This is a genomic window from Gilliamella sp. Fer4-1 (genome assembly GCF_001690515.1).
Classification (GTDB): domain Bacteria; phylum Pseudomonadota; class Gammaproteobacteria; order Enterobacterales; family Orbaceae; genus Gilliamella; species Gilliamella apicola_C.
In genome coordinates this window covers 1-22,536 of record NZ_LZGZ01000327.1, presented here as the reverse complement: position 1 = coordinate 22,536, position 22,536 = coordinate 1, and the positions used below count along the sequence as shown (strand labels likewise).

General features: G+C 37.1%; 41 protein-coding genes. 39 read left to right on the top strand and 2 right to left on the bottom strand.

Annotated elements, in window-relative coordinates; translation table 11 throughout:
- Nucleotides 1–254: 254 nt before the first annotated feature.
- On the bottom strand, nt 255–899 hold the full coding sequence (locus A9G30_RS11150; RefSeq protein WP_065589004.1) for a LexA family protein: 645 nt from the start codon (nt 897–899) through the stop codon (nt 255–257).
- Between the two features lie 113 nt (nt 900–1,012).
- Here A9G30_RS11150 and A9G30_RS11145 point away from each other — a divergent pair, with 113 nt between their 5' ends.
- The 18 genes from A9G30_RS11145 (at nt 1,013) to A9G30_RS11065 (ending at nt 8,417) form a co-directional block, all read left to right on the top strand.
- Nucleotides 1,013–1,222 (top strand): helix-turn-helix domain-containing protein, encoded by a 210-nt coding sequence (locus A9G30_RS11145; protein WP_065582603.1) that lies wholly within the window; start codon nt 1,013–1,015, stop codon nt 1,220–1,222.
- 2 nt (nt 1,223–1,224) lie between these two features.
- Nucleotides 1,225–1,503 carry a hypothetical protein gene (locus A9G30_RS11140; RefSeq protein ID WP_065583507.1) on the top strand — a complete coding sequence of 93 codons (279 nt, stop codon included), beginning with the start codon at nt 1,225–1,227 and terminating at the stop codon, nt 1,501–1,503.
- Nucleotides 1,504–1,505: 2 nt separating this feature from the next.
- Nucleotides 1,506–2,237 (top strand): helix-turn-helix domain-containing protein, encoded by a 732-nt coding sequence (locus A9G30_RS11135; protein WP_442903455.1) that lies wholly within the window; start codon nt 1,506–1,508, stop codon nt 2,235–2,237.
- A 2-nt stretch (nt 2,238–2,239) separates the two neighbouring features.
- Nucleotides 2,240–2,896 (top strand): hypothetical protein, encoded by a 657-nt coding sequence (locus A9G30_RS11130; protein WP_065589002.1) that lies wholly within the window; start codon nt 2,240–2,242, stop codon nt 2,894–2,896.
- Between the two features lie 168 nt (nt 2,897–3,064).
- A complete protein-coding gene (locus A9G30_RS11125) occupies nt 3,065–3,247 on the top strand; it encodes a hypothetical protein (RefSeq protein WP_065589001.1) in 183 nt (60 codons plus the stop codon).
- Nucleotides 3,232–3,528, top strand: a complete 297-nt coding sequence (locus A9G30_RS11120; protein WP_218057870.1) for a hypothetical protein — start codon at nt 3,232–3,234, stop codon at nt 3,526–3,528. The genes A9G30_RS11125 and A9G30_RS11120 overlap by 16 nt, the downstream gene beginning before the upstream one ends.
- A complete protein-coding gene (locus A9G30_RS11115; protein WP_065588999.1) occupies nt 3,521–3,832 on the top strand; it encodes a hypothetical protein in 312 nt (103 codons plus the stop codon). The genes A9G30_RS11120 and A9G30_RS11115 overlap by 8 nt, the downstream gene beginning before the upstream one ends.
- Nucleotides 3,832–4,035, top strand: coding sequence for a hypothetical protein (locus tag A9G30_RS11110; RefSeq protein ID WP_065588998.1), 204 nt, complete (start codon nt 3,832–3,834; stop codon nt 4,033–4,035). Before A9G30_RS11115 ends, A9G30_RS11110 begins: the two co-directional genes overlap by 1 nt.
- Complete coding sequence (locus A9G30_RS11105) at nt 4,035–4,358, top strand: helix-turn-helix domain-containing protein (RefSeq protein WP_065588997.1); 324 nt, start codon at nt 4,035–4,037, stop codon at nt 4,356–4,358. The genes A9G30_RS11110 and A9G30_RS11105 overlap by 1 nt, the downstream gene beginning before the upstream one ends.
- 73 nt (nt 4,359–4,431) lie before the next feature.
- Nucleotides 4,432–4,911: a hypothetical protein gene (locus tag A9G30_RS11100; RefSeq protein WP_065588996.1), complete on the top strand. Its 480-nt coding sequence runs from the start codon at nt 4,432–4,434 to the stop codon at nt 4,909–4,911.
- A 16-nt stretch (nt 4,912–4,927) separates the two neighbouring features.
- Nucleotides 4,928–5,056, top strand: coding sequence for a DUF3310 domain-containing protein (locus A9G30_RS12775; RefSeq protein ID WP_141672094.1), 129 nt, complete (start codon nt 4,928–4,930; stop codon nt 5,054–5,056).
- Nucleotides 5,056–5,499, top strand: a complete 444-nt coding sequence (locus A9G30_RS11095; RefSeq protein ID WP_065588995.1) for a recombination protein NinB — start codon at nt 5,056–5,058, stop codon at nt 5,497–5,499. The genes A9G30_RS12775 and A9G30_RS11095 overlap by 1 nt, the downstream gene beginning before the upstream one ends.
- 12 nt (nt 5,500–5,511) lie before the next feature.
- Nucleotides 5,512–5,664, top strand: a complete 153-nt coding sequence (locus A9G30_RS13065) for a hypothetical protein (protein WP_176700907.1) — start codon at nt 5,512–5,514, stop codon at nt 5,662–5,664.
- 159 nt (nt 5,665–5,823) lie between these two features.
- The gene (locus tag A9G30_RS11085; protein ID WP_065588993.1) at nt 5,824–6,384 is read left to right on the top strand and encodes a recombination protein NinG; all 561 of its coding nucleotides are present in this window, start codon (nt 5,824–5,826) and stop codon (nt 6,382–6,384) included.
- The gene (locus tag A9G30_RS11080) at nt 6,371–6,724 is read left to right on the top strand and encodes an antiterminator Q family protein (protein WP_065588992.1); all 354 of its coding nucleotides are present in this window, start codon (nt 6,371–6,373) and stop codon (nt 6,722–6,724) included. The genes A9G30_RS11085 and A9G30_RS11080 overlap by 14 nt, the downstream gene beginning before the upstream one ends.
- A 262-nt stretch (nt 6,725–6,986) precedes the next feature.
- The gene (locus A9G30_RS11075; protein ID WP_065582614.1) at nt 6,987–7,724 is read left to right on the top strand and encodes a BRO-N domain-containing protein; all 738 of its coding nucleotides are present in this window, start codon (nt 6,987–6,989) and stop codon (nt 7,722–7,724) included.
- A gap of 98 nt (nt 7,725–7,822) precedes the next feature.
- Complete coding sequence (locus A9G30_RS11070; RefSeq protein ID WP_065582615.1) at nt 7,823–8,122, top strand: type II toxin-antitoxin system RelE/ParE family toxin; 300 nt, start codon at nt 7,823–7,825, stop codon at nt 8,120–8,122.
- Entirely contained in the window at nt 8,115–8,417 is a 303-nt protein-coding gene (locus A9G30_RS11065; RefSeq protein WP_034945255.1) for an addiction module antidote protein, read from the top strand. Before A9G30_RS11070 ends, A9G30_RS11065 begins: the two co-directional genes overlap by 8 nt.
- A 328-nt stretch (nt 8,418–8,745) precedes the next feature.
- Here A9G30_RS11065 and A9G30_RS11060 read toward each other — a convergent pair whose 3' ends face one another.
- A complete protein-coding gene (locus A9G30_RS11060) occupies nt 8,746–8,937 on the bottom strand; it encodes a hypothetical protein (protein WP_065568181.1) in 192 nt (63 codons plus the stop codon).
- Between the two features lie 480 nt (nt 8,938–9,417).
- Between A9G30_RS11060 and A9G30_RS11055 the strand changes: the two genes are divergently transcribed.
- The 21 genes from A9G30_RS11055 to A9G30_RS10965 all read left to right on the top strand — a co-directional run.
- Nucleotides 9,418–9,723, top strand: coding sequence for a phage holin, lambda family (locus tag A9G30_RS11055; RefSeq protein ID WP_218057868.1), 306 nt, complete (start codon nt 9,418–9,420; stop codon nt 9,721–9,723).
- Nucleotides 9,716–10,159 carry a D-Ala-D-Ala carboxypeptidase family metallohydrolase gene (locus tag A9G30_RS11050; RefSeq protein ID WP_065582152.1) on the top strand — a complete coding sequence of 148 codons (444 nt, stop codon included), beginning with the start codon at nt 9,716–9,718 and terminating at the stop codon, nt 10,157–10,159. Before A9G30_RS11055 ends, A9G30_RS11050 begins: the two co-directional genes overlap by 8 nt.
- Nucleotides 10,156–10,503: a DUF2570 domain-containing protein gene (locus A9G30_RS11045; protein WP_065588990.1), complete on the top strand. Its 348-nt coding sequence runs from the start codon at nt 10,156–10,158 to the stop codon at nt 10,501–10,503. Before A9G30_RS11050 ends, A9G30_RS11045 begins: the two co-directional genes overlap by 4 nt.
- On the top strand, nt 10,400–10,633 hold the full coding sequence (gene lysC / locus A9G30_RS13735; protein ID WP_442903454.1) for an Rz1-like lysis system protein LysC: 234 nt from the start codon (nt 10,400–10,402) through the stop codon (nt 10,631–10,633). The genes A9G30_RS11045 and lysC overlap by 104 nt, the downstream gene beginning before the upstream one ends.
- A gap of 294 nt (nt 10,634–10,927) precedes the next feature.
- Complete coding sequence (locus tag A9G30_RS11040; RefSeq protein WP_442903453.1) at nt 10,928–11,632, top strand: KilA-N domain-containing protein; 705 nt, start codon at nt 10,928–10,930, stop codon at nt 11,630–11,632.
- Nucleotides 11,633–11,653: 21 nt separating this feature from the next.
- Nucleotides 11,654–12,049, top strand: a complete 396-nt coding sequence (locus A9G30_RS11035; protein ID WP_065588988.1) for a DNA-packaging protein — start codon at nt 11,654–11,656, stop codon at nt 12,047–12,049.
- 5 nt (nt 12,050–12,054) lie between these two features.
- A complete protein-coding gene (locus tag A9G30_RS11030; protein ID WP_065588987.1) occupies nt 12,055–13,284 on the top strand; it encodes a PBSX family phage terminase large subunit in 1,230 nt (409 codons plus the stop codon).
- 2 nt (nt 13,285–13,286) lie between these two features.
- The gene (locus A9G30_RS11025) at nt 13,287–14,735 is read left to right on the top strand and encodes an anti-CBASS protein Acb1 family protein (RefSeq protein ID WP_081295832.1); all 1,449 of its coding nucleotides are present in this window, start codon (nt 13,287–13,289) and stop codon (nt 14,733–14,735) included.
- Complete coding sequence (locus A9G30_RS11020; RefSeq protein ID WP_176700906.1) at nt 14,677–16,323, top strand: phage minor head protein; 1,647 nt, start codon at nt 14,677–14,679, stop codon at nt 16,321–16,323. The genes A9G30_RS11025 and A9G30_RS11020 overlap by 59 nt, the downstream gene beginning before the upstream one ends.
- Nucleotides 16,320–16,493, top strand: a complete 174-nt coding sequence (locus A9G30_RS13060; RefSeq protein WP_174798208.1) for a hypothetical protein — start codon at nt 16,320–16,322, stop codon at nt 16,491–16,493. Before A9G30_RS11020 ends, A9G30_RS13060 begins: the two co-directional genes overlap by 4 nt.
- Nucleotides 16,494–16,554: 61 nt before the next feature.
- Nucleotides 16,555–17,724: a DUF2213 domain-containing protein gene (locus tag A9G30_RS11015; protein ID WP_065588985.1), complete on the top strand. Its 1,170-nt coding sequence runs from the start codon at nt 16,555–16,557 to the stop codon at nt 17,722–17,724.
- Nucleotides 17,724–18,152, top strand: a complete 429-nt coding sequence (locus A9G30_RS11010) for a hypothetical protein (protein WP_065588984.1) — start codon at nt 17,724–17,726, stop codon at nt 18,150–18,152. Before A9G30_RS11015 ends, A9G30_RS11010 begins: the two co-directional genes overlap by 1 nt.
- A 9-nt stretch (nt 18,153–18,161) precedes the next feature.
- A complete protein-coding gene (locus A9G30_RS11005; protein ID WP_065588983.1) occupies nt 18,162–19,232 on the top strand; it encodes a major capsid protein in 1,071 nt (356 codons plus the stop codon).
- A 3-nt stretch (nt 19,233–19,235) separates the two neighbouring features.
- Nucleotides 19,236–19,568 (top strand): hypothetical protein, encoded by a 333-nt coding sequence (locus tag A9G30_RS11000; RefSeq protein WP_065588982.1) that lies wholly within the window; start codon nt 19,236–19,238, stop codon nt 19,566–19,568.
- Between the two features lie 2 nt (nt 19,569–19,570).
- The gene (locus tag A9G30_RS10995) at nt 19,571–19,954 is read left to right on the top strand and encodes a DUF7370 family protein (RefSeq protein WP_065588981.1); all 384 of its coding nucleotides are present in this window, start codon (nt 19,571–19,573) and stop codon (nt 19,952–19,954) included.
- The gene (locus A9G30_RS10990) at nt 19,947–20,300 is read left to right on the top strand and encodes a hypothetical protein (protein WP_065588980.1); all 354 of its coding nucleotides are present in this window, start codon (nt 19,947–19,949) and stop codon (nt 20,298–20,300) included. Before A9G30_RS10995 ends, A9G30_RS10990 begins: the two co-directional genes overlap by 8 nt.
- On the top strand, nt 20,300–20,698 hold the full coding sequence (locus A9G30_RS10985) for a hypothetical protein (protein ID WP_065582236.1): 399 nt from the start codon (nt 20,300–20,302) through the stop codon (nt 20,696–20,698). The genes A9G30_RS10990 and A9G30_RS10985 overlap by 1 nt, the downstream gene beginning before the upstream one ends.
- The gene (locus tag A9G30_RS10980; protein ID WP_065582237.1) at nt 20,695–21,078 is read left to right on the top strand and encodes a phage tail termination protein; all 384 of its coding nucleotides are present in this window, start codon (nt 20,695–20,697) and stop codon (nt 21,076–21,078) included. Before A9G30_RS10985 ends, A9G30_RS10980 begins: the two co-directional genes overlap by 4 nt.
- 10 nt (nt 21,079–21,088) lie before the next feature.
- Complete coding sequence (locus A9G30_RS10975) at nt 21,089–21,568, top strand: phage tail tube protein (RefSeq protein ID WP_065582238.1); 480 nt, start codon at nt 21,089–21,091, stop codon at nt 21,566–21,568.
- A gap of 1 nt (nt 21,569) precedes the next feature.
- Nucleotides 21,570–22,151, top strand: a complete 582-nt coding sequence (locus A9G30_RS10970; protein WP_065582239.1) for a DUF6246 family protein — start codon at nt 21,570–21,572, stop codon at nt 22,149–22,151.
- Between the two features lie 23 nt (nt 22,152–22,174).
- Nucleotides 22,175–22,536, top strand: a 362-nt coding sequence (locus tag A9G30_RS10965; protein ID WP_218057867.1) for an AAA family ATPase, incomplete at its 3' end; no start/stop codon positions are given.

The window sequence follows — 22,536 nt, the reverse complement described above, 5'->3', positions numbered from 1 at the left end:
AAAATTGGTTGCTTTATTAAATAAAAATAAGTCATCTAATAATTTTTTGAGGTTATTGAACAAATATTCTCTTCTATTTTTATCTGTAAAAACGTCAACACAGGATTTTTTTATATCATCAAAACTTAAATCGTGAAACCCTGCGTTAAATATAGGAGGATAACTTTTTTTACTCATTATTTGCTTTATCCTATTCCACTTATCTATTTTATTCAAAACCGCCGAAGCGGTTAGCCGTGTTTTATTTGGAACTATTATCTTTTACGTCTAAATATTCTGTGCTCAACCATTGTGCCAATTATTCTTATTTGCTGGGTTAATGTACTCATTGTTGTATAGTCAGGATTTAACGGAATCAGCTCAAATTGCATTCTTTCATGTTCATCATATCCTAACTCTCGATATTTCTTGAACGTAGCTTCTGATTCGCCGTTCATTGCAACAACAAATTCACCAGGAATAGGTTTAATAACAGGATCTATAATGACAACATCACCTTCTTTAAATTCTGGCTCCATTGAGTCGCCTTTTATTTGTAATGCAAATGCTTTATCTGATAGTTCCAATGAAGTCATAATGTATTCAAATCCTGTTGAATCTCTTAATTCGCATGATTCAGTCCAAACTCCTGCTTGAACATAACTAATTAAAGGCACTTGGCGAGCTTTTAGCGCTATGGGTTCTACATTCTTTACTTCTTTCTCTTTTCCGCTTAATAGCCACGCCATATCGCATTTAAGAGCAACAGATATTTCATATAAATAGCGAGGTTTTTTTACTTCCCCACTTTCAATTGCTTGATAAGATTGTTGTTTTATTCCAACTTGTGAAGCTACTTGTTCCTGCGTTAAGTTCAATTCTTCTCGTCGTGCTCTGATTCGTTGACCAAGATTATTCATTTTAAAAATCTCCATTGTTATAAAAAAAATAATACAGATAAATCTGTAATTGACAAACAGTATAAACTGTTATTTAATACAGTTATAACTGTTAATATTTAGTAAGGGCAAATATGACAATTGGAGAGCGAGTTAAACAAAAGAGAATTGAGCAAAATATAAGTCAATCTTTTTTAGCCGATTTGGTTGGTATGAAACAACAGTCAATCAGCGATCTAGAATCTGGAAACATAGAAAAACCAAGGAATATCGTAGAAATCGCTAAAGCTTTGAATTGTTCGGTTGAGTGGCTGTATTACGGTAATCAAACTAATTCGAGGTAATTATGAGTACATTAAACAATGAAAATCTATTAAAGCCAAAATCACAACAAGAGCGTGTTATAGCTGTTTGTAGTGACGGTAAATACCGAACACTAGACGATATTCAACGCGAGATTAAGAAGCGTTTTAACCAGTTTGATACAACACCAGCGATTAGCGCAAGACTTCGGGAAACAGGGCGATTATTCAAATATGGCTATGTGAAAGACAAATATCACAAAATCAATGAGAAGACTAAGAAAGCTTGTTATTACTACACGTTAAAGAGGGTTGCACAATGAGCATGTTATTAATGGTTGAAGCCATGAAATTAAAAGTTGGCAATCCGCTTAGAAAGCTGGTTTTAATTAAACTAGCCGATAATGCTAACGACAAAGGCGAATGTTTTCCATCGATTGCTTATATTGCTGATCAATGCGAAATTTCTGAGCGCTCAGTGCAAAATCATATTTCATGGTTAGAATCCAATGGATATTTAAAAATTGAAAGCAGAAAAACCGAAAACGGTCTCAATAAATCTAACATCTATTACCTAAATTTTAGTGGTGCAAATGCTGCACCCTATGGTGCAAATAATTCCGTTAGTGGTGCAAATGCTGCACCTAGTGGTGAATCTCCTGCACCACTCGATGGTGCAAATGCTGCACCCATAACCAGTCATATTATTGAACCAGTCAAAGAACCAGTCAATAACCTAGTTATTAACGGATTCGATTTTTCTGGACTTGATGGCATGTTAGAAAAAAATCTGATTGATGATTTTATTAAATTTAGAAAATCGATAAAGAAACCTCTAACCCAAGGCGCTGTTAATTATCTAATTCGAGAACTGAACAAAGCTGTACGAGCTGGGTATAACCCTAACGAACTTATTGAAATGACTTTAAGTCGGGGTTGGCAAACATTCGAGTATAGATATTTGAATAATCATCAACAGGCAACGAATAGCGCACCATCTAAATTCATGACCCTTTCTGAACGTAACAGGGCTGTTTTAGAGAGTATGAGGGCTTAACCATGGCAAAGATTACAGATGAATTTTTAGCGGTTATTGGTGGATTACTTGAGGTTTACGGACAGCAAGCAAGCACAGTCAAGGTCAATATTTACTGGTCAACGCTTGGACAATATCCGATTAATTCATTAAAAGCAGCGGCAAACGCATGGGTAAGAAAAAGTCAATTTATGCCGAAGCCTGCGGATTTAATCAAACTAATGGGTGGTGCAAGCAATCATCTGTCACCAGATGAAGCATGGGCAATTGCAATACTTGCTAGCGATGAAACTAACACCGTTGTATGGACGGGTGAAATAGCAAAGGCATGGGCACAAGCAAAAATTGTCTATCAAAATGGCGACAAAATTGGCGCAAGAAGAACGTTTATTGATACCTATGAACGGCTTGTTGATGAATCGATGATGAACGGGCGTATCCCTGAAGTATTTGTCTCATTGGGCAGTGATAAAGAAAAAAGAGTTGACGCTATAAATCATGCGGTTTTTACAGGGCTATTAACGCAAGAACGAGCTGATCATTATCTACCAAAACCAGAGAATACGCTCGCAATGCTTGAATGTAAAGCCGAGCAGGGAGCATCAAATAACAGCATGATGCATATTGCCAGCATTAAACAGATGTTAAAAACGGGTAGAGCTTGTGTTACAACGCATTAACCACTGCTTACATGGTCGTTATCACATGCTCGACAAAATAGCGTATGACTATGTTATAGAACTAAGCAAACGCGGTGCGAACAAATCAAAAATAAAATTTGAACTAGCAGAACGAGTTAAAAAATATTCAGCAGAAGACAAAATTAAATTGAGGGAGTTGATACAGAAATGGCTTACAAAATAACAGCAGAAGTAAAAAAGGGTTGGCAAGCGTGGGGAACAATCGTATTGCATCGTGATTCAAAACTCACAGAAAAAGGTTTAATTAAAACGCTGGCTACAGTTAAAAACTCATTCGGCAATACTAAAGTTGATGTGTTGGTCCGTAATTTTGAGTGTGTGAGGGTTTAGGGATGTTTGAAGATTTTACTAGACGCTCTAAAGCGGTTATTAACGGTCTAGTTTCTTGGTTAATCGTTATTGCGTTAGCTGTCAACGTTTCAGTAGCTAGCATTAACATCATTAATTCATTTTTTTCAGACAATGAGTTGGTACAAGCTGGGAAATTTCTTGATTCAGTTGAAAGCAGAGTTAACGAAAATGGGTTCGTTTTTTATGAAACAGCTAATCATCGAATTGTAGTTACAACAAAAGAATGGTACGAACATCAAGAGAATAAAGAAAATGACTAAATTATCTAATATTTTGAAAGGGCTAACTTCTGATGAATTAGAAGAGTTAATTGAAATGGCGCAACACAAAACAAACGAATTGAAAGCTGAAAAGAAGGTTAAATTGATAGGTGTTTATGACGGAATACTCGCTCTTAAATATTTTAAATTAGAAGATAAAGAAAACGCTATTTCTTATGCTCACGAGAGTTTTGACAAACAGTTAGAAGATTCTAAGAAAAAAGGTTCTTTCAGTAGCGAAATTTCAATTGGTCAGTGTTTAGTTCCGGCATCAGAAGTTAATACTTACTTGGAGTATAAGTGATGACTAAATTAACACAGCAAGAGTTAGAAAAGGAAGTAGAAAGATTTAAAAAACATCTAATTACTCCAATTCCTGAGGGGATCGAAGATTATAAAAAAAATGAGTTTGTACAAAAAATTTTAAATCAAAATGTTGATTTTATTAGTTCTGCATTAATTGCATGGCTAGCAAGAGCTGAATTAGACGGGGATCGGGGTGAGTAATGAGTGATTTATTAATAATTGGTGGTGTAGTTATTGTACCACCCGTGGAACGAACTGGAGAACTCGGTAAATTTATTGCTAAAACTAGAATAGATTTAGGGTTTACTCAGGCTCAACTGGCGGAAAAAATGGGTGTGAGTAGCTCAATGATATCAATGATTGAAAAACGGCAAAAACCGATTAGCGCAGAATTAATCGATGCATTTTTTAATGCCGTGAATCTTGCTGCTGATGAGCGAACTAATTTTATTCAACTAGCAGTGACGAATAACGTAGCAATATACGCAGAAAAAACTATAAAAAAATTAGTGTGCAGAGGTTAATCATGAGTGATGGAGCAATAGTAGCGATAGCGATGATGCTGTATTGTGCATTTGTAATTTGGAGAATAACGAAATGACTGAATTAACGCACTCTAAACTCTGTCTAATTGCTGAAAAATTTCTAAAACGAAATGGTTTTGGGGTTGTTTTTCACGACAGATATCAGGCGACGATAGAAACTGGTGAAAAGCCTGATGCTATCGGGTTTAGAAACAACGTATCGCTATTAATTGAGTGTAAAACAAGTCGAGCTGATTTTTTAGCTGATAAAAAGAAAAAATTCAGAGCAAATCAAAATTTAGGCATGGGTGACTGGCGCTTCTATTTGTGCCCACCAGATGTGATCACGATTAAGGATTTACCAGAAGGTTGGGGGCTATTGTATGCCCACGGTAACAGAGTTCGCAAAATACATGGATTTCCAACAAACATACGATTAATTACTGAAAAACCGTTTAAAAGCAACAAACAGGCTGAGTGCGACTTTTTGTACGGTGCGCTCAGGAGAATGGTTATTCGCGGACATTTTGATGATATCTATATAAAACTGTAGCAGAGAGAATTAGCAAATGAACGACAACATTAAAAATCCAAAACACTATCAAATAATTAGCGGTATCGAATCAATCGATATCATCGCACGTAGCATGACAGTTGAGCAATTTCAATGTTTATGTGTTGACTGGGGGTGTGACTAATGATCAAAGAATTTAGATTAACACATGAGCTGGCTCGCACTACAGCAATTAATCTAATAAATCAATTACCAGTTGATAGTGAACACCCGTTAAGAATTGTGATTGATGAAGAAAAACGCAGCAATGCTCAAAATCGTATGATGTGGGCTGTTTTAAATGACATTGCTAATCAAGTGGTTTGGAACGGTGAAAAATTAACAGCAGAAGAATGGAAGCATTTAATCACAGCTAACTTGCACGGTCAAAAATGTGTAAAAGGTATTCAAGGCGGGTTAGTGTTTATGGGACTATCAACTCGAAGAATGAATAAAAGAGAATTCGCTGACGTGGTGACATGTGCTGAGCAATTCGGAGCTGAAAACGGCGTTATATTTAGCGCGGATGCCCAAGAGGCAATCAAACTAGCAGAACAGTACAAAGATCAATTATCAAGAGTTGAATAGAGGGGATTTTTTATGAAATTAAACGAATATTTGGAACAACTGAAACGATACGATGATACAGAACAAGCATTAGAGCGAGCAATAGCAGTAGTTAGAGAACAACGCAGAGAATACATTAATCAGCATAATTTAAACAAGGTTAACGACAATGCCGAAGAAACATAAATTAATCAAAACTGATTTTAAGTGTCCCGAATGTGGCGGGGGTTGTTTATATAACGTTGATTGGGATTTGTATGTCTGCAATAGACCGCTAATTGGCGTTAATGGTGAAGTAAAAGGCTCATGTGGTAAGTTTTACAAGAATAAAGCGAAGTTTCGACGATGAAGAGAGGAATAAGGCAGAAAAAATGTAAAAACTGCGGTAAAAAATTTGCGTTATTTAACTCGCTCGCTCAAGTGTGTTCTGTTGATTGTGCTATTCAGTATGCAAAAGATAACAAAGTTCAAGAACGAGTAAGAAGAAAGTTGACGCGAATAGCAAAAGAAAAAATTAAAACTCGCTCAGAGCATTTAAGAGACGCTCAAGCAGCATTTAATACATTCATTCGAGAGCGAGACAAAAACGAGCCGTGTATTAGTTGTGGGCGCTATCACACGGGTCAATATCACGCAGGACATTATCGTAGTGTTGGAGCATGTCCTGAATTGCGATTTTGCGAGCTAAATGTACACAAGCAATGTTCAGCATGTAACAACCACAAATCAGGGAATATCATTGAGTACAGAATTAATTTAGTAAAAAAAATAGGGACTGAGCAAGTTGAATGGCTAGAGAGCTATCACGAACCAAAAAAATACACGATAGATCAAATAAAGCAGATTAAAGCTGAGTATAAAGAAAAGTTGAAAGAATTAAAAAGGGGGAATGATGAGAGAAACTAAAGACATTTTAACAGCGTGGAAAAACACACGCATTTTAAAGCGCATAGGAACCGAATACCCCTCTAAGTCAGCAGGTATTGACGGCGCACCAATGGATTTTGATTATCGTCAGTATTTAACAGAAGATGAAGCTGAAATTGTTGATAATGCGGTGTTAAGACTTAAATCCGATAATATTGAACACTGGGCTGTATTAACTTCTTTTTATCTTCGTGAAATTTCATGCAGTAAGCAAGCGAGAATATTGGGTAAAAGAACGGATGATATAACAAAAATTTTGTTTGCTGCTGAATGTTTCATTCGTGGTCATATTATTGAATTATTCCCAAAGGTGGCATAGTTGACAATGAACATAATTAAGATGTATATTGAAAAAACGTTAGCAAAATCTAACGTCGGGATTGGCGTCCTGAGCTAAATATCATCCGCACAAACTGCGTAAGCAGTTTTTCTATATCTAGTCTATGGTGGGCTAGGTGAGGGAGCTTAACCGCTCGCTGGATTCGGATGATTAACCAGTACGCCAACCTTGCTTAGTTCACCTCCAATATTGGCGTGTTGGTGGTGATTTATAAAATAACCAATCATCCGAGGTCAATATTATGACTAATCAAATTTCAGTTTTTCAATTTCAATCTTCTTATGAAGTTCGCATTCAATTAATTAATAACGAACCTTTCTTTTGCTTAAAAGATGTTTGTAGTGTTTTAGACATCAAAAACCATAAAGATTTATTAGCAAAACAGATTGATAATAAGGGGGTAGAAAAAATCTACCTCCCTACAAATGGCGGTAATCAATACGTTGTATTTATTAATGAGCCAAACTTATACCGAGTGATATTTAGAAGTAATAAGCCAGAAGCTAAACAATTTCAAGATTGGGTATTTAATGATGTACTTCCAACAATCCGTAACACCGGTGCATACTCAGTTGTTGATAAATCAAATTACATCACATCACAGCAATTGCAAGATTTAAAATATATCATTAATAATATTTCAAATGCCTTTTTCTACACTGAAGCATTCACGCAAGGAGTTTGGAAAATGGTACGTGACGCAACTGGTGCTGATAGTATTCAACATATAAGAAAAGATAGACTTTACTTAATAAGCGCAGAAATTGAAAAAATGTTAAAAGTAACTCAGATGTATTTAACGTTGAGGCGAGATACTGAAAGCGAAATTATTAAAAAGATTTTCAGGAACCACAACGATCAAGATATTATCATGTTCAATGTAAAACATGAACATGCCCAATTTTTGTTAAACATAGATAAGATGCATAAAATATACCTAAAAGATTTTAATAAAAAATTAATTGCAGATATCAAATAACACAATACAAAGGGCTTTACGCCCTTTTTAATAAAATAAATATTGATTATTGTATCCAAAAGTATACAATATTTAATAAATACAAGATTGGTGTATGTATGAATATAATTAACCAAACAGAAATTTTCGAAAACTGGTTAGAACGCTTGAAAGATTCTAAAGGAAAAACAGTAATAACAGCAAGAATTCGAAGAGCTGCTTTTGGTAATTTTGGTGATCATAAATTTTTAAGGGATGAAATTTACGAAATGCGAATTACTGTTGGTGCAGGCTATCGAGTATATTACGCAAAAGATGGAAATATTACTTATCTCTTATTATGTGGTGGTGATAAGTCAACACAAAAGAAAGATATAGACAAAGCGGTAAAACTTTGGAAGGAGATTAAAAATGGTTAAAGTGACGCAATTTGATGCGGCAAAATTCCTTAATACTGATGAAGAAAGAGCAATGTATCTTTCAGAATTTTTGCATGAGGATATTTCATCAGAAGAATTTATTGCAGCACTTAATGATGTAGCTCGTTCAATAGGTATGACAAAAATAGCAGAAGAAGCAGGTATCGGAAGAGAAAGTCTATATAAAACGTTATCAGCGAAAAAACCTAGATTTGACACTATGCTTAAAATTATTCATGCGTTAGGTATGGATCTACAAATCACAGCAACAAGAAAGGCTTGTAATATTCAATAAATACTTGACTGTACGGATATACGGATAGATAATATATATATGATGCGGTTTTGAACGCATAGAATTTAAGCCCACTAAAATAGTTGGGCTTTTTGCTATCCATATGTGAGTAATTTTATGAGAACACGAGCATATAGACGACATCAAGTTAAGCGATGCCTAGATAATAGAAAGCATGATTTTTATTCAGGTGATTCTAGAAAGTCGCTAAAAAGGCATGTAACAACACCAACAGCTTGCTCTTGTTGGATGTGCGGCAACCCAAGACGATATCTCAACGAGTTAACATTGCAAGAACATCGATCATTACTGAATTTAAAAGAAAGCCTCAATTAAGAGGCTTTTTATTATCAAGGTAAAATTTCACGGCATCAACAATAAGTTGAGCTTGTGATACATCTAGGTTTTTACTTGCTTGTTCAATTAATGCGATATCATCAACGTGTAGTTTGAAGCCTTTTACTTTAACTCCTCGTTTTTGGTCACTTTTTGCTTGAATTTCTGTTATTGATTTTGCCATAAAATCACCTTGATTTATTAAGTGTCAATTGGTATATTTAAGGTCATCGGTAGGGCTTTCGCCCCACCTTTGATACTACTTAAAAAGCTGGGAAACTTACAAGTAGTAGAAGAAATATGATTAAAAATTTCATTTTTTCTTCTCCTTAAGCCCTCGTCTTAGGTCGGGGGTTTACCTTATCAAGTCCCTCACTTGATGGTTATAATTATAGGTTAACCTACAATAAAGGTCAACACTTTTATCTAAATGATTTTGATTTTTTTATAGATTTATTACCGAATAAAATTATTAAATGAAGCCGCTTAATTGCGGTTTTTTTATGTCCAAATTTCACATATGTCGTCGAGTCGTAACTGCGCCTAAACGGCAGAAGTTTAGGTCTATTTATTTCCACAGAATCGACAGCAATGCTAGACACACACATAACAACACAATAGCTAGTACGCTGTCACATCATTAACTTATATGAAGAATAATAACATGTATAAATCATCAATCATGGAATGGTTACAATCGAATGCGCCCTTAATTTATGGCGTCGTTTTATCCATCATCATAGCCTACGGTCGTTTAACGTATGATGGTGTGGGCGGACGTCGTAAATGGGTAGAAGCGTTATTGTGTGGTGCGTTGTCATTAGCTGCTAGCAGTGGACTAGACTATTTTGGTTTGCCCGTTAGCATGAATCCATTTATTGGTGGCGCAATTGGATTTTTAGGTGTTGATAAATTACGTCAAGTATCAAATTCAATGTTAAGAAAAAGGGTTGACAACAACGATGACTAAGCTAACTGAACATTTTACGCTAGAAGAGTTTACTCGCTCGACAACAGCTAGTAGATTAAAAATTGATAACTCTGTGCCTGCTGATTTAATGCCCAACGTGCAATTAACAGCTATTAAGCTGGAGTTGGTAAGAAAAGCTTTAGGTAAGCCAATTATTATCACGTCTGGATATCGCTGTCCTGCGCTAAATGCTAAAGTTGGCGGTGTAGCAACAAGCGCTCACACAAAGGGATTAGCGGTAGACTTTAAATCGTCATTCGGTACGCCTAAAGAGATTTGTCAACAGTTGGTTGATGCTGGGGTGCAGTTCGATAAATTAATTCAAGAGCATAATCAATGGGTGCACATTGGTTTTAGTCCGACACATAATCGCCAAATAGTGTTAACAGCAGCCAAGCAGGGCGGTAAAACGGTTTATTTGAGTGGTTTAAAATGAATAAAACATACACGGCAATAGCGATTATTTTTACATTTATGATTTATGTTATTGTTAATTTGTGTAAAGACAAAGAAGCAATTCAAAAAACAAACGATGAACTGCTCGGAAAAATCGAACAGTTAAATCAGAACATCGCTAAAAACAATCAAATCATAGCAGATAATGAGCAAAGCAAACGCGAGCTAGAAAACCAATCGCTAGAACGTCAGGAGCGAATCAATGAGCAACTTAAAAATAATGACTGTGCTAATGAGCGTGTTCCTACTTCTATTGCTGACAGCCTGTACAACAGAGCGAAAAGTTTACGTTACTCAGCAAATCCCATCAAATCTACTCGTTGATTGCGCACCAAATTTACCACCAAGACGAATGACGTTCGGCGATAGTCTCAGATATAACGAGCATTTGCTAAATGTTATTGAGAAATGTAATGCGGATAAAATGGCGATAAGGGAAATTGCTAATGAATAAAAGCGCATCGGCGGAGTGTTGGCGTGGCTAAATAAAAAACCACTCAGCCAATTTTAAATAACTATTCACTTTTACCGCATAAACTATAAAAATCCCCGGGCGATTATAAAAAATAACTGCATATTTAATCAAACCGCTTAATTGCGGTTTTTTTATATCTGAAATTTGCCATCACACGGCAATTAACAACAAGAGCCACTTAGGAATGAGTTTTAGAGGGCACCAGATGGTTGTCATGGTTACCTCTCTTGGACTGGTTCCCTGTGTGACTAAAACTCATTTCTAATGGAGAAAATCATGAATATTACAATTTTAAATACTGCAATAAAACAAGATAAAAAAGGGCTATTTTGTATCAATGATATACATAAAGCTAGTGGAAATGATAAAAGTAAGCAGCCATCAAACTGGTTACGCCTTGATTCTACTCAAGAACTAATCCAAGAATTGGAGGACTCCTCATATCTGAGGAGTGGACAAAAAGCAATTGAGGTTATAAATGGCGGTAATTATCGAGGTACATATGTATGCAAAGAGTTAGTTTATGCGTATGCAATGTGGATTAATGCTAAATTTCATCTTCACGTAATTAGAACATTTGATAAAGTAATCCAACAAGATTATCAACGACAACGATTAAGAGAATTGGCAAAGGTTGAATACAAACCAATGACAGATGCCATTAAATTAGAAAGAGAAAATCAAGGAAAAGATATTAAGCCTCATCATTTTAGTAATGAAGCTGATTTAATCAATCGTATAGCGCTAGGCATGACATCCGCCAAATTTAAAGTGCATCATGACATTAACAAAAACGAATCTATTCGAGATTATTTAACTCCGTGCCAGATTAAATGCATTACTGACCTTCAAAGAGCTAATACAACATTTATTCAATTGGGCATGGAGTTTGAGGAAAGAAAATTAAAACTAATGGAATTATTTAAACGAAACCACATTGTTTCATTATTTGATGAGCAGCAAAGTATAGCTGCATAATTATTAATTTAAGGAAAGATTATGAAAAAGGGCGAAAAGAAAAAAGTAGGTCGCCCAAGTGAATTGGCCGAGTGCTTAGTTAAGGCTAAAGAATACTTACTTGGGGGCTATGAAACATTTGGGGATGTAGTGCCAAGTGTTGCAGGCTTAGCTTGTTATCTCGGTAAGCACAAGTCATCAATGTATGAATACGCAAAACAAAACAAAGAGTTTTCCGACACGCTAGAAGCAATTAAAACGTTACAAGAGAATAAACTAATAAATGGTGGGCTAACTAGCTCATTCAATCCAACTATTACAAAGCTGATGCTATCTAATCATGGCTATAGCGAAAAACAAGAAATCGATCACCAGTCATCCGATGGCAGTATGTCACCAAAACCAACACGAATAGAGTTAGTCACACCAAAAGAGTAAACACTATGACCACAGCACAAATACAGTTACCTAAAAAATTGATATCTGTGTTTGTAGCCGAAAATGTTAGGTATCGCGGCGCATATGGCGGTCGAGGTAGTGCTAAAACTCGTTCATTTGCTTTAATGACAGCGATTAAAGGTTATCAATTTGCAGAAGCAGGGGTAAGTGGTGTAATACTGTGCGCCCGTGAGTTTATGAACTCGCTAGCTGATTCAAGCATGGAAGAAGTGAAACAGGCCATTCGCTCGGTTGATTGGTTAGCTGATTATTACGATATCGGGCAAAACTATATCAGAACAAGAAATGGATTAGTTAGCTATGTGTTTTGTGGTTTACGTCATAATCTCGACAGTATTAAATCAAAAGCACGCATATTACTATGCTGGGTTGACGAAGCGGAAAACGTATCAGAAATAGCATGGCGAAAACTCACCCCGACGGTTCGTGAGACTAATTCTGAAATATGGGTAACATGGAACCCTGAAACCGAGGGAAGCCCAACAGATGTAAGATTCAGGCAAAACCCGCCAGATAATGCCATCATCGTTGAGATGAATTATAACGATAATCCGTTTTTCCCCGATGTATTAGAGCAAGAGCGATTAAACGACCTAGCCCGACTTGATTACGCATCATATGCTTGGGTGTGGGAGGGGGCTTATCTCGAAAACTCAGATAAACAAGTTTTAAGTGGTCGATATGTTGTTGAAGAATTTGACGACAACCTGCACAAACAAGCAGACCGTTTACTATTTGGCGCTGACTTCGGCTTTGCAAATGACCCAAACACATTAATCCGCTCATTTATCTTAAATGATTGTCTGTATATCGAATACGAAGCATACGGCGTGAATGTCGAACTCGACGAAATGCCAGCTTTTTATGATTCAGTGCCAGAGTCAAGAAAATGGCCAATCAAAGGGGACTGCTCACGACCTGAAACTATTAGCCACATCAAACGCAAGGGTTTCAGTATTTCAGCAGCGAAAAAATGGCAGGGTAGCGTCGAGGACGGTATCGCGTATCTACGAGGCTTTAAAAAAATTATTATTCATCCTCGATGCAAACACACCGCAACTGAAGCGCGGTTATATAGCTATAAAACTGATCGCGTGACTAATGAAGTGCTGCCAATCATTGAGGATAAAAACAATCATTGTTGGGATGCGATACGTTATTCGCTGGATGGTTACATTAAACATAAACGAACAGCAGGGCTATTCATGAGGTAATAATGAGTTATACAAAATTAACGGATGAACAACTGTTAAATAGCGCGCAAATGGCGATTAACAGTCACCGAGATGTGCAACGACAACGGTTAGCATATGCGTCACACGGGTTGATGAATAACAGCAAACGGGCATACATCGATCGCGAATTTGGCTATCCTGAAAACCTAACTTTTAGTGATTATTATAAACTCTACAAAAGAAATAGTGCGGCGCGTGGTTTTGTTGAGCGATTGAGTGATATTTGCTGGATGGATTACCCAAAATTCATTGACGGTGATATTCGAGAGCAGGATACAAAACTAACTGCGTGGGAAAAAACTGTAACTGATTTGTTCAACGATAAGTTGTGGACGTCAATTATTGAGGCGGACAAACGCGGAATAGTGGGACGTTATGCTGGGTTAATTATTCAATTGCGCGATGGTAAAAAATGGGATGAGCCAGTTGACGTTTATGTAATGAATAGATTAAATCCAGTTGATGCTATCGTTAAAATTATTCCTGCATGGGAGGAGCAACTCACTGCGTGCGAGTGGAATAATGATGAATCTGACGAAAACTACGGGCAGGTTACGATGTATCAATTCAATGAAACATCTATCGGCAATAACCCTGGTAAACCTAATTTATCGCGCAGGATACATCCAGACCGCGTAATCATTCTAAATGAGACATCTGTGATTAATTCAATGGATGATGGCGAATCACAGCTTGAAGTTGGTTATAACGATTTAATCGACATGATGAAATACTCGGGCGGTAGTGCCGAGGGATTCCTTAAAAATGCTAGCCGCCAAGTTCATGTTAATTTTGATGTAGATACCGATATGAGCGAGCTAGAGCGAGAGTTGCGCAGACGAGGCTTTGAACAACCGGCTGATGCGTTAAATAAACAAATAGAATTGTTAAACTCTGGCACGGATAGTGCGCTAATTACATCGGGTGCTACAGCTAACATATTATCGGTTTCACCAGCCGACCCAAGTTCGGGTTGGACAGTTTCAGCGAATAGTTTTGCTGCGTCGGTGAGAATGCCATTTACCATTATTTTTGGTCAACAAACTGGGCGGTTAGCCTCGGATGAGGATAAGGACGATTACGCAAAACGCGGCATGTCACGACGTAACGGGTTTTTAACAGCATTAATTAAAAATCTGGTTAACCAATTTATCAAATTGAGAGTTATTGAACCGTTAAAAAATGGCACATTGACATTGAAATGGTCCGATTTATTAGCCCCAAGTCAAGCTGACCGAATTGATGTCATGCTCAAAATGTCAGACGTTAATGTTAAAGCGCAACAATCAATGGGTATTCCAGTGTTTACGCCAAATGAAATACGAGAGGCAGGCGGTTATGAACCCGATCCTGATCTGGAGGATATCGATATTGAAAAGACCGAAGATAATAAAGCCGATTCCAAAGAATCCGCTACTGCCGAAAAGTAAAAACAACCCTACACTCACCAACAAACAAATTCTCCAAATGCGTAGCGAAATACAAAAACGCTACAAAACAATCAAACAATCAATTATTGAGCATATCGAATTAAGCTTAGGCTACTATGCTAAAGAGCCGATTAAAACAGCGATATTCGTTGATAATACACTCTATGTCGTTAATGCTAGTGTTAATTACACTATTGACGGCAATCAACTTGCTAGGGTGTTAACTCGCATTCAAGAAATTGTTGATGAAAACTTAATTGATGGCGGTATTGAGAAGTTTTGGGCAGGTAAGTTTGTTGCTGATATGTATCAAATGGGGACTAATCGCACTTTTCATAATCTATCCACTCAATCACCACTTTATTCACAAGCTACATCACTGGAATCACTGTTATTTAGTGATGCTTACATTCGCCGAATCGGGCTTGCATATACAGCAACATTCAACGACTGGAAAGGGCTTGCGGATAATCTAAAAAGTGATTTAGGTACGGTTTTAAGTAGCGCTGTAGCCCGAGGGATTAACCCACGAGAAACGGCCGATATTATCAGTAAGCGTATTGATGTTTCATATAGCAGAGCTAAAACCATAGCGCAGACTGAACAAGTAGGCGCTCTTCGTCAAGCAACGTGGGATGAAACTAAACGAACGCAAGAAGAGTTAGGGTTAAAAACAGGCTTGTTACATATGTCTGCTTTAAAGCCTAATTCTAGGTCAACACATGTCGATAGGCACGGTAAGGTTTATACTGTTGAGCAAGTGGCAGATTGGTATGAAGAGAATGGCAACCGATTTAATTGTTATTGCGCTCAAGTAACGGTACTGCTTAATGAAAAAGGTGAACCCTATAATCAAGCTAGTATTGATAGATTATTAAAAGAATCTGATGACTGGCGTGAGCAAAACAGATCGAAACAACAAAGTTTAAATTCTGTTGAAGATGCTAATGAATGGGCAAGGAAACACATTACTGAAACCTCAAACCTACCACAGGATATTGATACCAAAGAGTTAGCACCATGCTTGAAATTGGTATCGGAAATTCAAGAACGATTTAACCTACCTAAATTTAGGTATGCAGGAACAATAACAGGTGATATTTATAAATATCCAGAATCTCCAAAAGAGATGTTGGCTGCTTATTCACATAAAGCTAATGCATTGCTTATTACATCTGATAGCGTTGATAAAAAAGCGTTGTTAGAAGAGGATTTAAAAAGTAAAGCAAATGGATATAAACGAAGCTCTATAAATATGATTGGTCAGACTAATAACGAAGAATTAGCTAAAATAATTCATGAAATGGATTACATCCCGTGGATAGCGGTATCAACTCCAAGAGGCGTTTATGCTCATGAGATGGGACACGCATTACATTATCAACACCAGGAAGAAATTGATAATATCATTAAGAAATTGTGGGGACGAGGTTGGGCGCACGCAATTAGTAAGTATGCTCAACGTAACAAACGAGAATTTGTCGCTGAGGCGTTTTCGTTGTATATTGAAAATCGCATAGAAGCTAAAAAAAGACTACATGCAGAACTATTTAAATTTTTCCAATCGTTAGATAAGGGCATTAAATGAATAAGTTTGATTTATTAGTTGAGCAAGCAACTAAACTGATTAACACCGAGCCACTTCCTGATGACGCAGAGGAACAATTGCAACAAATTATCGACCAAGCTGCCGACAAAACGGAAAGGCGCATGTTAGCGAGTTTTGCTGAATCTCTGTTTGTTATAAGGAATGAGTAATTAATTCACTGAACCGCCCTCTGGCGGTTTTTTTATATCTAAAATTCACTCGAGGTAAAGCATGACACTTAAAAGTGTAAATGTTTTATCTGTCGTTAATAGTAAATCCAAAATATCAACGCAAATCATCGACGGTAAAGAGCACATTGTTATCAATGATGTGGTCCCTATCGTGGATGATATTGTCATGAATGGCATTTTCTATCCGGCAGATGAAATTAATAAATCGTACATGACATTGAATGACAATTTAATGCCATTAGATCATCCGCGAATAAATAACGAGAATGTTTCGGCGTTAAATCCGCAGGCTATCAACAATTACTACATAGGTGCTTGGGGGCGAAATGTTCGCAAATCTAACGATAAAGTGCTGATGGACGCCTACATTGATAGGAAATTCGCAGAAAGCACCGAAAAAGGTCGATTATTAGTAAATCGGCTTGACGACATGATGAGCGGAAAAAACACCACGCCAATTCATGTATCAACAGGGCTTACTTACACGCCAGATAACAAATCAGGTACGTCAAAAGGCAAGCGATACTCTGCAATAGCTCGAAACATGAACTTTGATCATGTTGCTATTCTGCCCGATAAACAGGGCGCAGCAACCCCTGAGGACGGGGTGGGTATCTTTGTTAACTCAAAGGGTGAAAAATCACCGCTTGAAAACGCTAGTCTTGCTGAGTGCTCGGAAGATTCAATAAGCAATGTAATTAGTAAAACCATTAAAGAGGTTTTAAGCGTATTTAAATTTAATCAAAAAGAGGAAGAAGACTCAATGAAAGAAAAAATCTTACTAGCTCTAAATGCCGCAGGTGTAAAAACCGACGGCTTATCAGATGAGCAACTGTTAAAAGCTTATAACGAGCAAACAACCAAAGAAGCAATTGAAAAAAAGAAAACTTCTGAGGAAGAAGAAAAGAAAAAAGCTGAACAGGAAAAGAAAAATGCAACTAATGCCGAAGATGCGCCAGCATGGGCAAAAGCATTGATGAATAAGGTTTCAAGTCTGGAATTAGCAGTAAATGCCAACACAGAAAAAGAACTCTCAGTTAAGCGAGAAGCAGTAAAAAACAAGTTCAACATGACACAAACCGCAGTCAATGCGCTATCTGGTGAGCCATTAGATGCCTTATACGCACAGTGCGTTAAAACAGCGCCTATTAGCGGTGGTTTTGCTAATAATTCAGATAATTCACTATTAAATATGGAGGCTCCAGAGTAATGATTCGATTTAAAACCGTGATTGGCGGTCCAGCACGTAAAAACGACCCGCAAACAATTGACTTAAGAACGGGCGAATCAATCGCGCCATGCTCTTTAGTTGCTGTAGTTAACAATAAATTAATGAAGCATTCGACAGCAGGTGAACAAACGCAAGCATTGGTTATTACAAATGACTATTTAGGCGGCCACGATATCCGAGAAGATGTTCCAAGCGACACAACGGGTATTGCCATTATTTGTGAAGATGATGTTACTTACCATGTTTTAGTGAAAGCAGAGGAAAATTTAGCCGTTGGTGACAAATTAACATCTAACGGCGATGGCACATTGAAAAAAGCTAGTGGTAATGACGCAGTGCTTTTCTATGCCTTTGAAAAATACACCGTAGGCGCAACTGCCGAACAGATTCGAGTTCGTAAAGCTTAAGGAGCGATAATGAAGAACGAAAAAATTATTTTTACTAAAAAATTAATTACCAACTCCACTCAAGTAAAAGAGGCGTGGAATCAACTAAACGCTAGCCGACAGATTTTTAATAATGCCCAAAATCAAATGGGAGCAATGCACGGCAATGCGATTCAGGCAAATCAGGCAGCGATTTTAACTCAAGATTACTGGCGTGAAGTGGACAACATAACTACACGCGTTATTCGCGATGATGAGGGCGCACCGTTGCTTGATGATTTATTATCGTTAGGTACGCCGATCTCTATTGGTAAAACAGCGGCGCTATATCGCGTTTCAAGCGATGCAGGGTATGTTAATCGTTCAATGTCAGGGCAAGAGCCAGAAACGCTAGATAAGGTTGTTTATGACCATTACGGCGACCCTGTGCCAATTTTTAAAACAGGCTATGCTCGTGAATGGCGTGAATGGTTAGGCTTGCAAACTGAAAACATCGACGCAATGTCAGATGACCAAGAAGCGGCAGTTGCAGCATTACGCCAAGATATGGCGCAATACATTTTAACGGGTGATGAAAAAATCAAAGTACAAAACTTTGAGGGTAAAGGTATCACTAATCATCCACATACAAATCAAGTGGATTTAAGTGCGTCTGGTTTAAATATTGATTTAACTTCTACCTCAACAAGTAACGACGATATTATTAATTTCTTCACAAAAGACTTTGTAGTCATTCTTGATGCCAATTTAGTGTCAGAACAATTAAAAGTCTTTATCTCTCCTGAAATTGAGCGCCGTTTAAATCTTCCTTACTCTAATTCAAATGGATTTAAAGAGGGGACAGTAAAAGACTATATTTTACGTTACTCAGCGCACATTGGTTCATTCACCAAAACATTTGAGTTAAAAGGCAATCACTTTATTGGTTACGTTCGTAACGCTCAATACATCAAAACACGTATTGCAGCACCAATTGGTTCATTCATGAAGCAGCGAATCAACCCACATGATAATTATCAAACATTGGTTTGGTCGGCATTTGGTTTACAAATCAAACGAGACTTTAACGGCAAAAGCAAAGTGTTTAATGCAAGGGGGTAATTGATGAAATTACGAGTAACTAAACGCGGCTGTTTCGGCAGCATTGATGGTGCAGTGGCTGAACTACCTATCGGGCATGAGTTTGAGGTCAAGGATATACCGCCAGCGTTTGTTGGGCGTGTAATTGTTATTGAGGATATTAAAATCACACCCTCAGAAACTCTTTTAATTCTAAAAATAGAAGATAAAGATGTTGACCTTAGCAAGTTGACTGTTGATGGACTAAAAGAGTTTGTCGAAGCAAATAATTTGGATGTAACTCAAGAGAAAGGCGAGGTTAAAGCTGATTTCGCTAAGCGCATTTATAACGTGGCTCTTGCTAAATTAGGAGAATAGAGATGACGGTACAGATAACCGCAGAGGACGTTAATCAAATGTTATCGGAGCTTGGTTACTCTGTGCCAAGTATCGTTATTAACGCTATTCTCAAAAAAGTTAATTCTATCAGTGATTGCTTGGTAGCTCATGGTTATTCAGAAGCCGACCAGCTTTTAATACTGATTTATTCCGCGTGTTTGCTCGCTCAAATGCAAGGAGCAAGAAAAATTGCCACACAATCAGCACCAAGTGGCGCGTCAAGATCATTTAAATATGATGACGTGGGTTTTAAGTCCATGTACTCATTGCTAAAAAATCTTGATGTCCACGGCTGTACTGATTGTCTAGATATTTCTTGCTCAAAAAAATCATTTTTTTTAGTTGTTGGAGGTAGGGATGAGTAATACAGCGAATTGGAGCTATACAAATGTTGCAACCGTATATCCTCACATGGGATACGACGGAGAAAACAATGTTGATACTTATGGTCAACCTTATTTGGTGAAATGCACATGGAAAGATGAAGCGCCAAACGCATTAGGTGCTTACATTGATTCCTTAGGGGTTGAAAGGGTAAGAAAAACAACTTTTTACACCGAAGACAATCGAATTAAGCAGGGTGACTTCATAGTAAAAGGCGATAAAACTTCATTACAGTTAGAAGCCTCAAACGCTGAACAAGTGAAGTTTGTGCTTGAATATGACATGAGCGTTTTTGGTGAAATCCCAGATTACGAGGTAGTTACATAATGGTAGTTAAAGGCGTTTCAAAGGTGAACAGAAATATTCAAAAGATAACTAATGAAATTGCCAACATCAGAACTCAAAGAATTATCCAGCAAATTATGATTGTTGGTATGTCTTTTGTAGCTCCAATCACACCTAGAGACACTTCAACGCTAATTAATTCGCAGTATAGAGAACTAAAACCAATACCAAAAGGCTGGACTGGTCGAGTTGGTTATACTGCTAATTACGCAGCATTTGTTAACAATGCCAAAGGTACAGCAAAAGGTAAGCGTACCGGTAAGAAATCTCAGGGGGATTATTGGTCTCCCAACGCAGAACCTCACTTTGTTGAAAAGGGTTTTGAAAGGGACGGAAAGCAGGCTATTGAGCAAGTTATTAAAGATGGTTACAAAATATGATTTCTGATACATATAACTCAATCAAAGACTGGCTAAATTCACATAATTTACTTGATGATTACATCTTACAATTTCGGAAGTGGGTTGAAGTAAAAAATACAAAATCCAATAGATATATTGTGATCGTCCCTGCTGGCGGAGGTAATGCCAGCGAAGCAGTAACACGAGATTATTTTAGGATTGTAATTATTTCAGCGATTAATGATTCGAATATTGTAGCAGTTAATGATAGAGCGGATGAAATCAGGCAGTTTATGCTAGATGATTTTGAATCTAATAATGTTATTTCAATGAACCCAATCGGCGGAATAACGCAATCAAACACAGAAGAAGGGCGGTTTATTTTCGAATTTACTGCTCAAATGATTATATCAAGATAAGAGGTACATTATGGCTAAAAGCAATGCAGGAACTGGTCGAAAGGTCGGTGTTTATTATTCAATCGGTAATCCAGACAAAAAACCAAATGATGCGGATTATAAGCGGTTGGGAATGATTCGGGGTAAGTCACGAGGCGTGAATTGGAACACAATTGATGTTACAGCCGATACATCCGAAGATGGTACAACTGAATCAATGGTTACAACCAAGGAAAAGACAGTGTCATTTGACGGTATTTCTCGAGGTGATGACATCCAGAATCAAAGTGCCTTATTAGATCACATTGAAAGCCCATCACAGGACACTGACGGGCAACCATATGCTTGGATTAAAATTGTCAATCCAACTATTAACAGAGTGATCGAGGGGTGCTATTTGTTGTCCTCATTAACCGAAGAATACCCGTATGATGATGTATGCACATGGTCTATTGAGGGTACTAGCGCAAATAACGTGACTAGAACAGTTATTCCACCAAAAAGGACGTAGAATGAAACCAGTAATAAAGGACATTGGGGAATTTATAATTCATCATAAAGAAACTGATTATTTATTTATCCCGTCTTTTTTTAACATGACAAAGATTGGTAAACCAGATGAAATAGTTGAGATTTTTTCTATAATTTTTGGCGAAATAAATAATGACAATTTCACATCCGTTATAGAATGCGCTGACAAAATACTTGAGGCTTGTTGTACAACGGATTGTTCTGTTATTACTGGTTATCTCAAAGGCGAAGACAAGTTGGTTAATATTGAGGCGGCAATACCTGTTGAAGATAAATTGATTCTATCTCAGCATTTGTTAAAGCACGGCTTAATCGGTGATGTTTCGCCTAAAAAAACTAGCGAAGATGCAAGCTATAGCAATGAATTTCATGCCAAAAAATTTGTTTATATGGCAGTTGCTCATTTGGGGATGAGTGAATTTGACGCATGGAACATGTCAATGACCGCTTTTCAAGAAGCCATGGAAGCGAAATTTCCTACTAACGATAAAGATATCATTTCACAAGATGACTATGACTCAGCTATGTCTTATGCGGATTCTATTGTCGGATTAACCCTCTAATTTCTTCTTGGTTTATTAATAATATGAAAAAATCCATCACCTTTAAGAGATCATTTAATGATCAACTTATCGAAATATTATGCTATTATTCTGACGATAAAAATAAACAGGATAATGCAATGAAAATTGAATCACTAAAAATAGAAAATGTTGGCGGTATATCTAGCTTGTCGTTAGATAGTTTTGACCCCAACTTAAATATTATTTGCGGTGAAAACGGGATAGGTAAAACAAATATTTTGGATTCAATTGCATCATTGTTTTCAGGTTATGAACCGATATCTATTAGTGTTAAATCAGGTTTTGAACAAGGATGCATAAAAAGCTCAGTAGATGGAAAAGTAATTTCGCGACCAATAAAGAAAAAATATACAAATCTTACCTA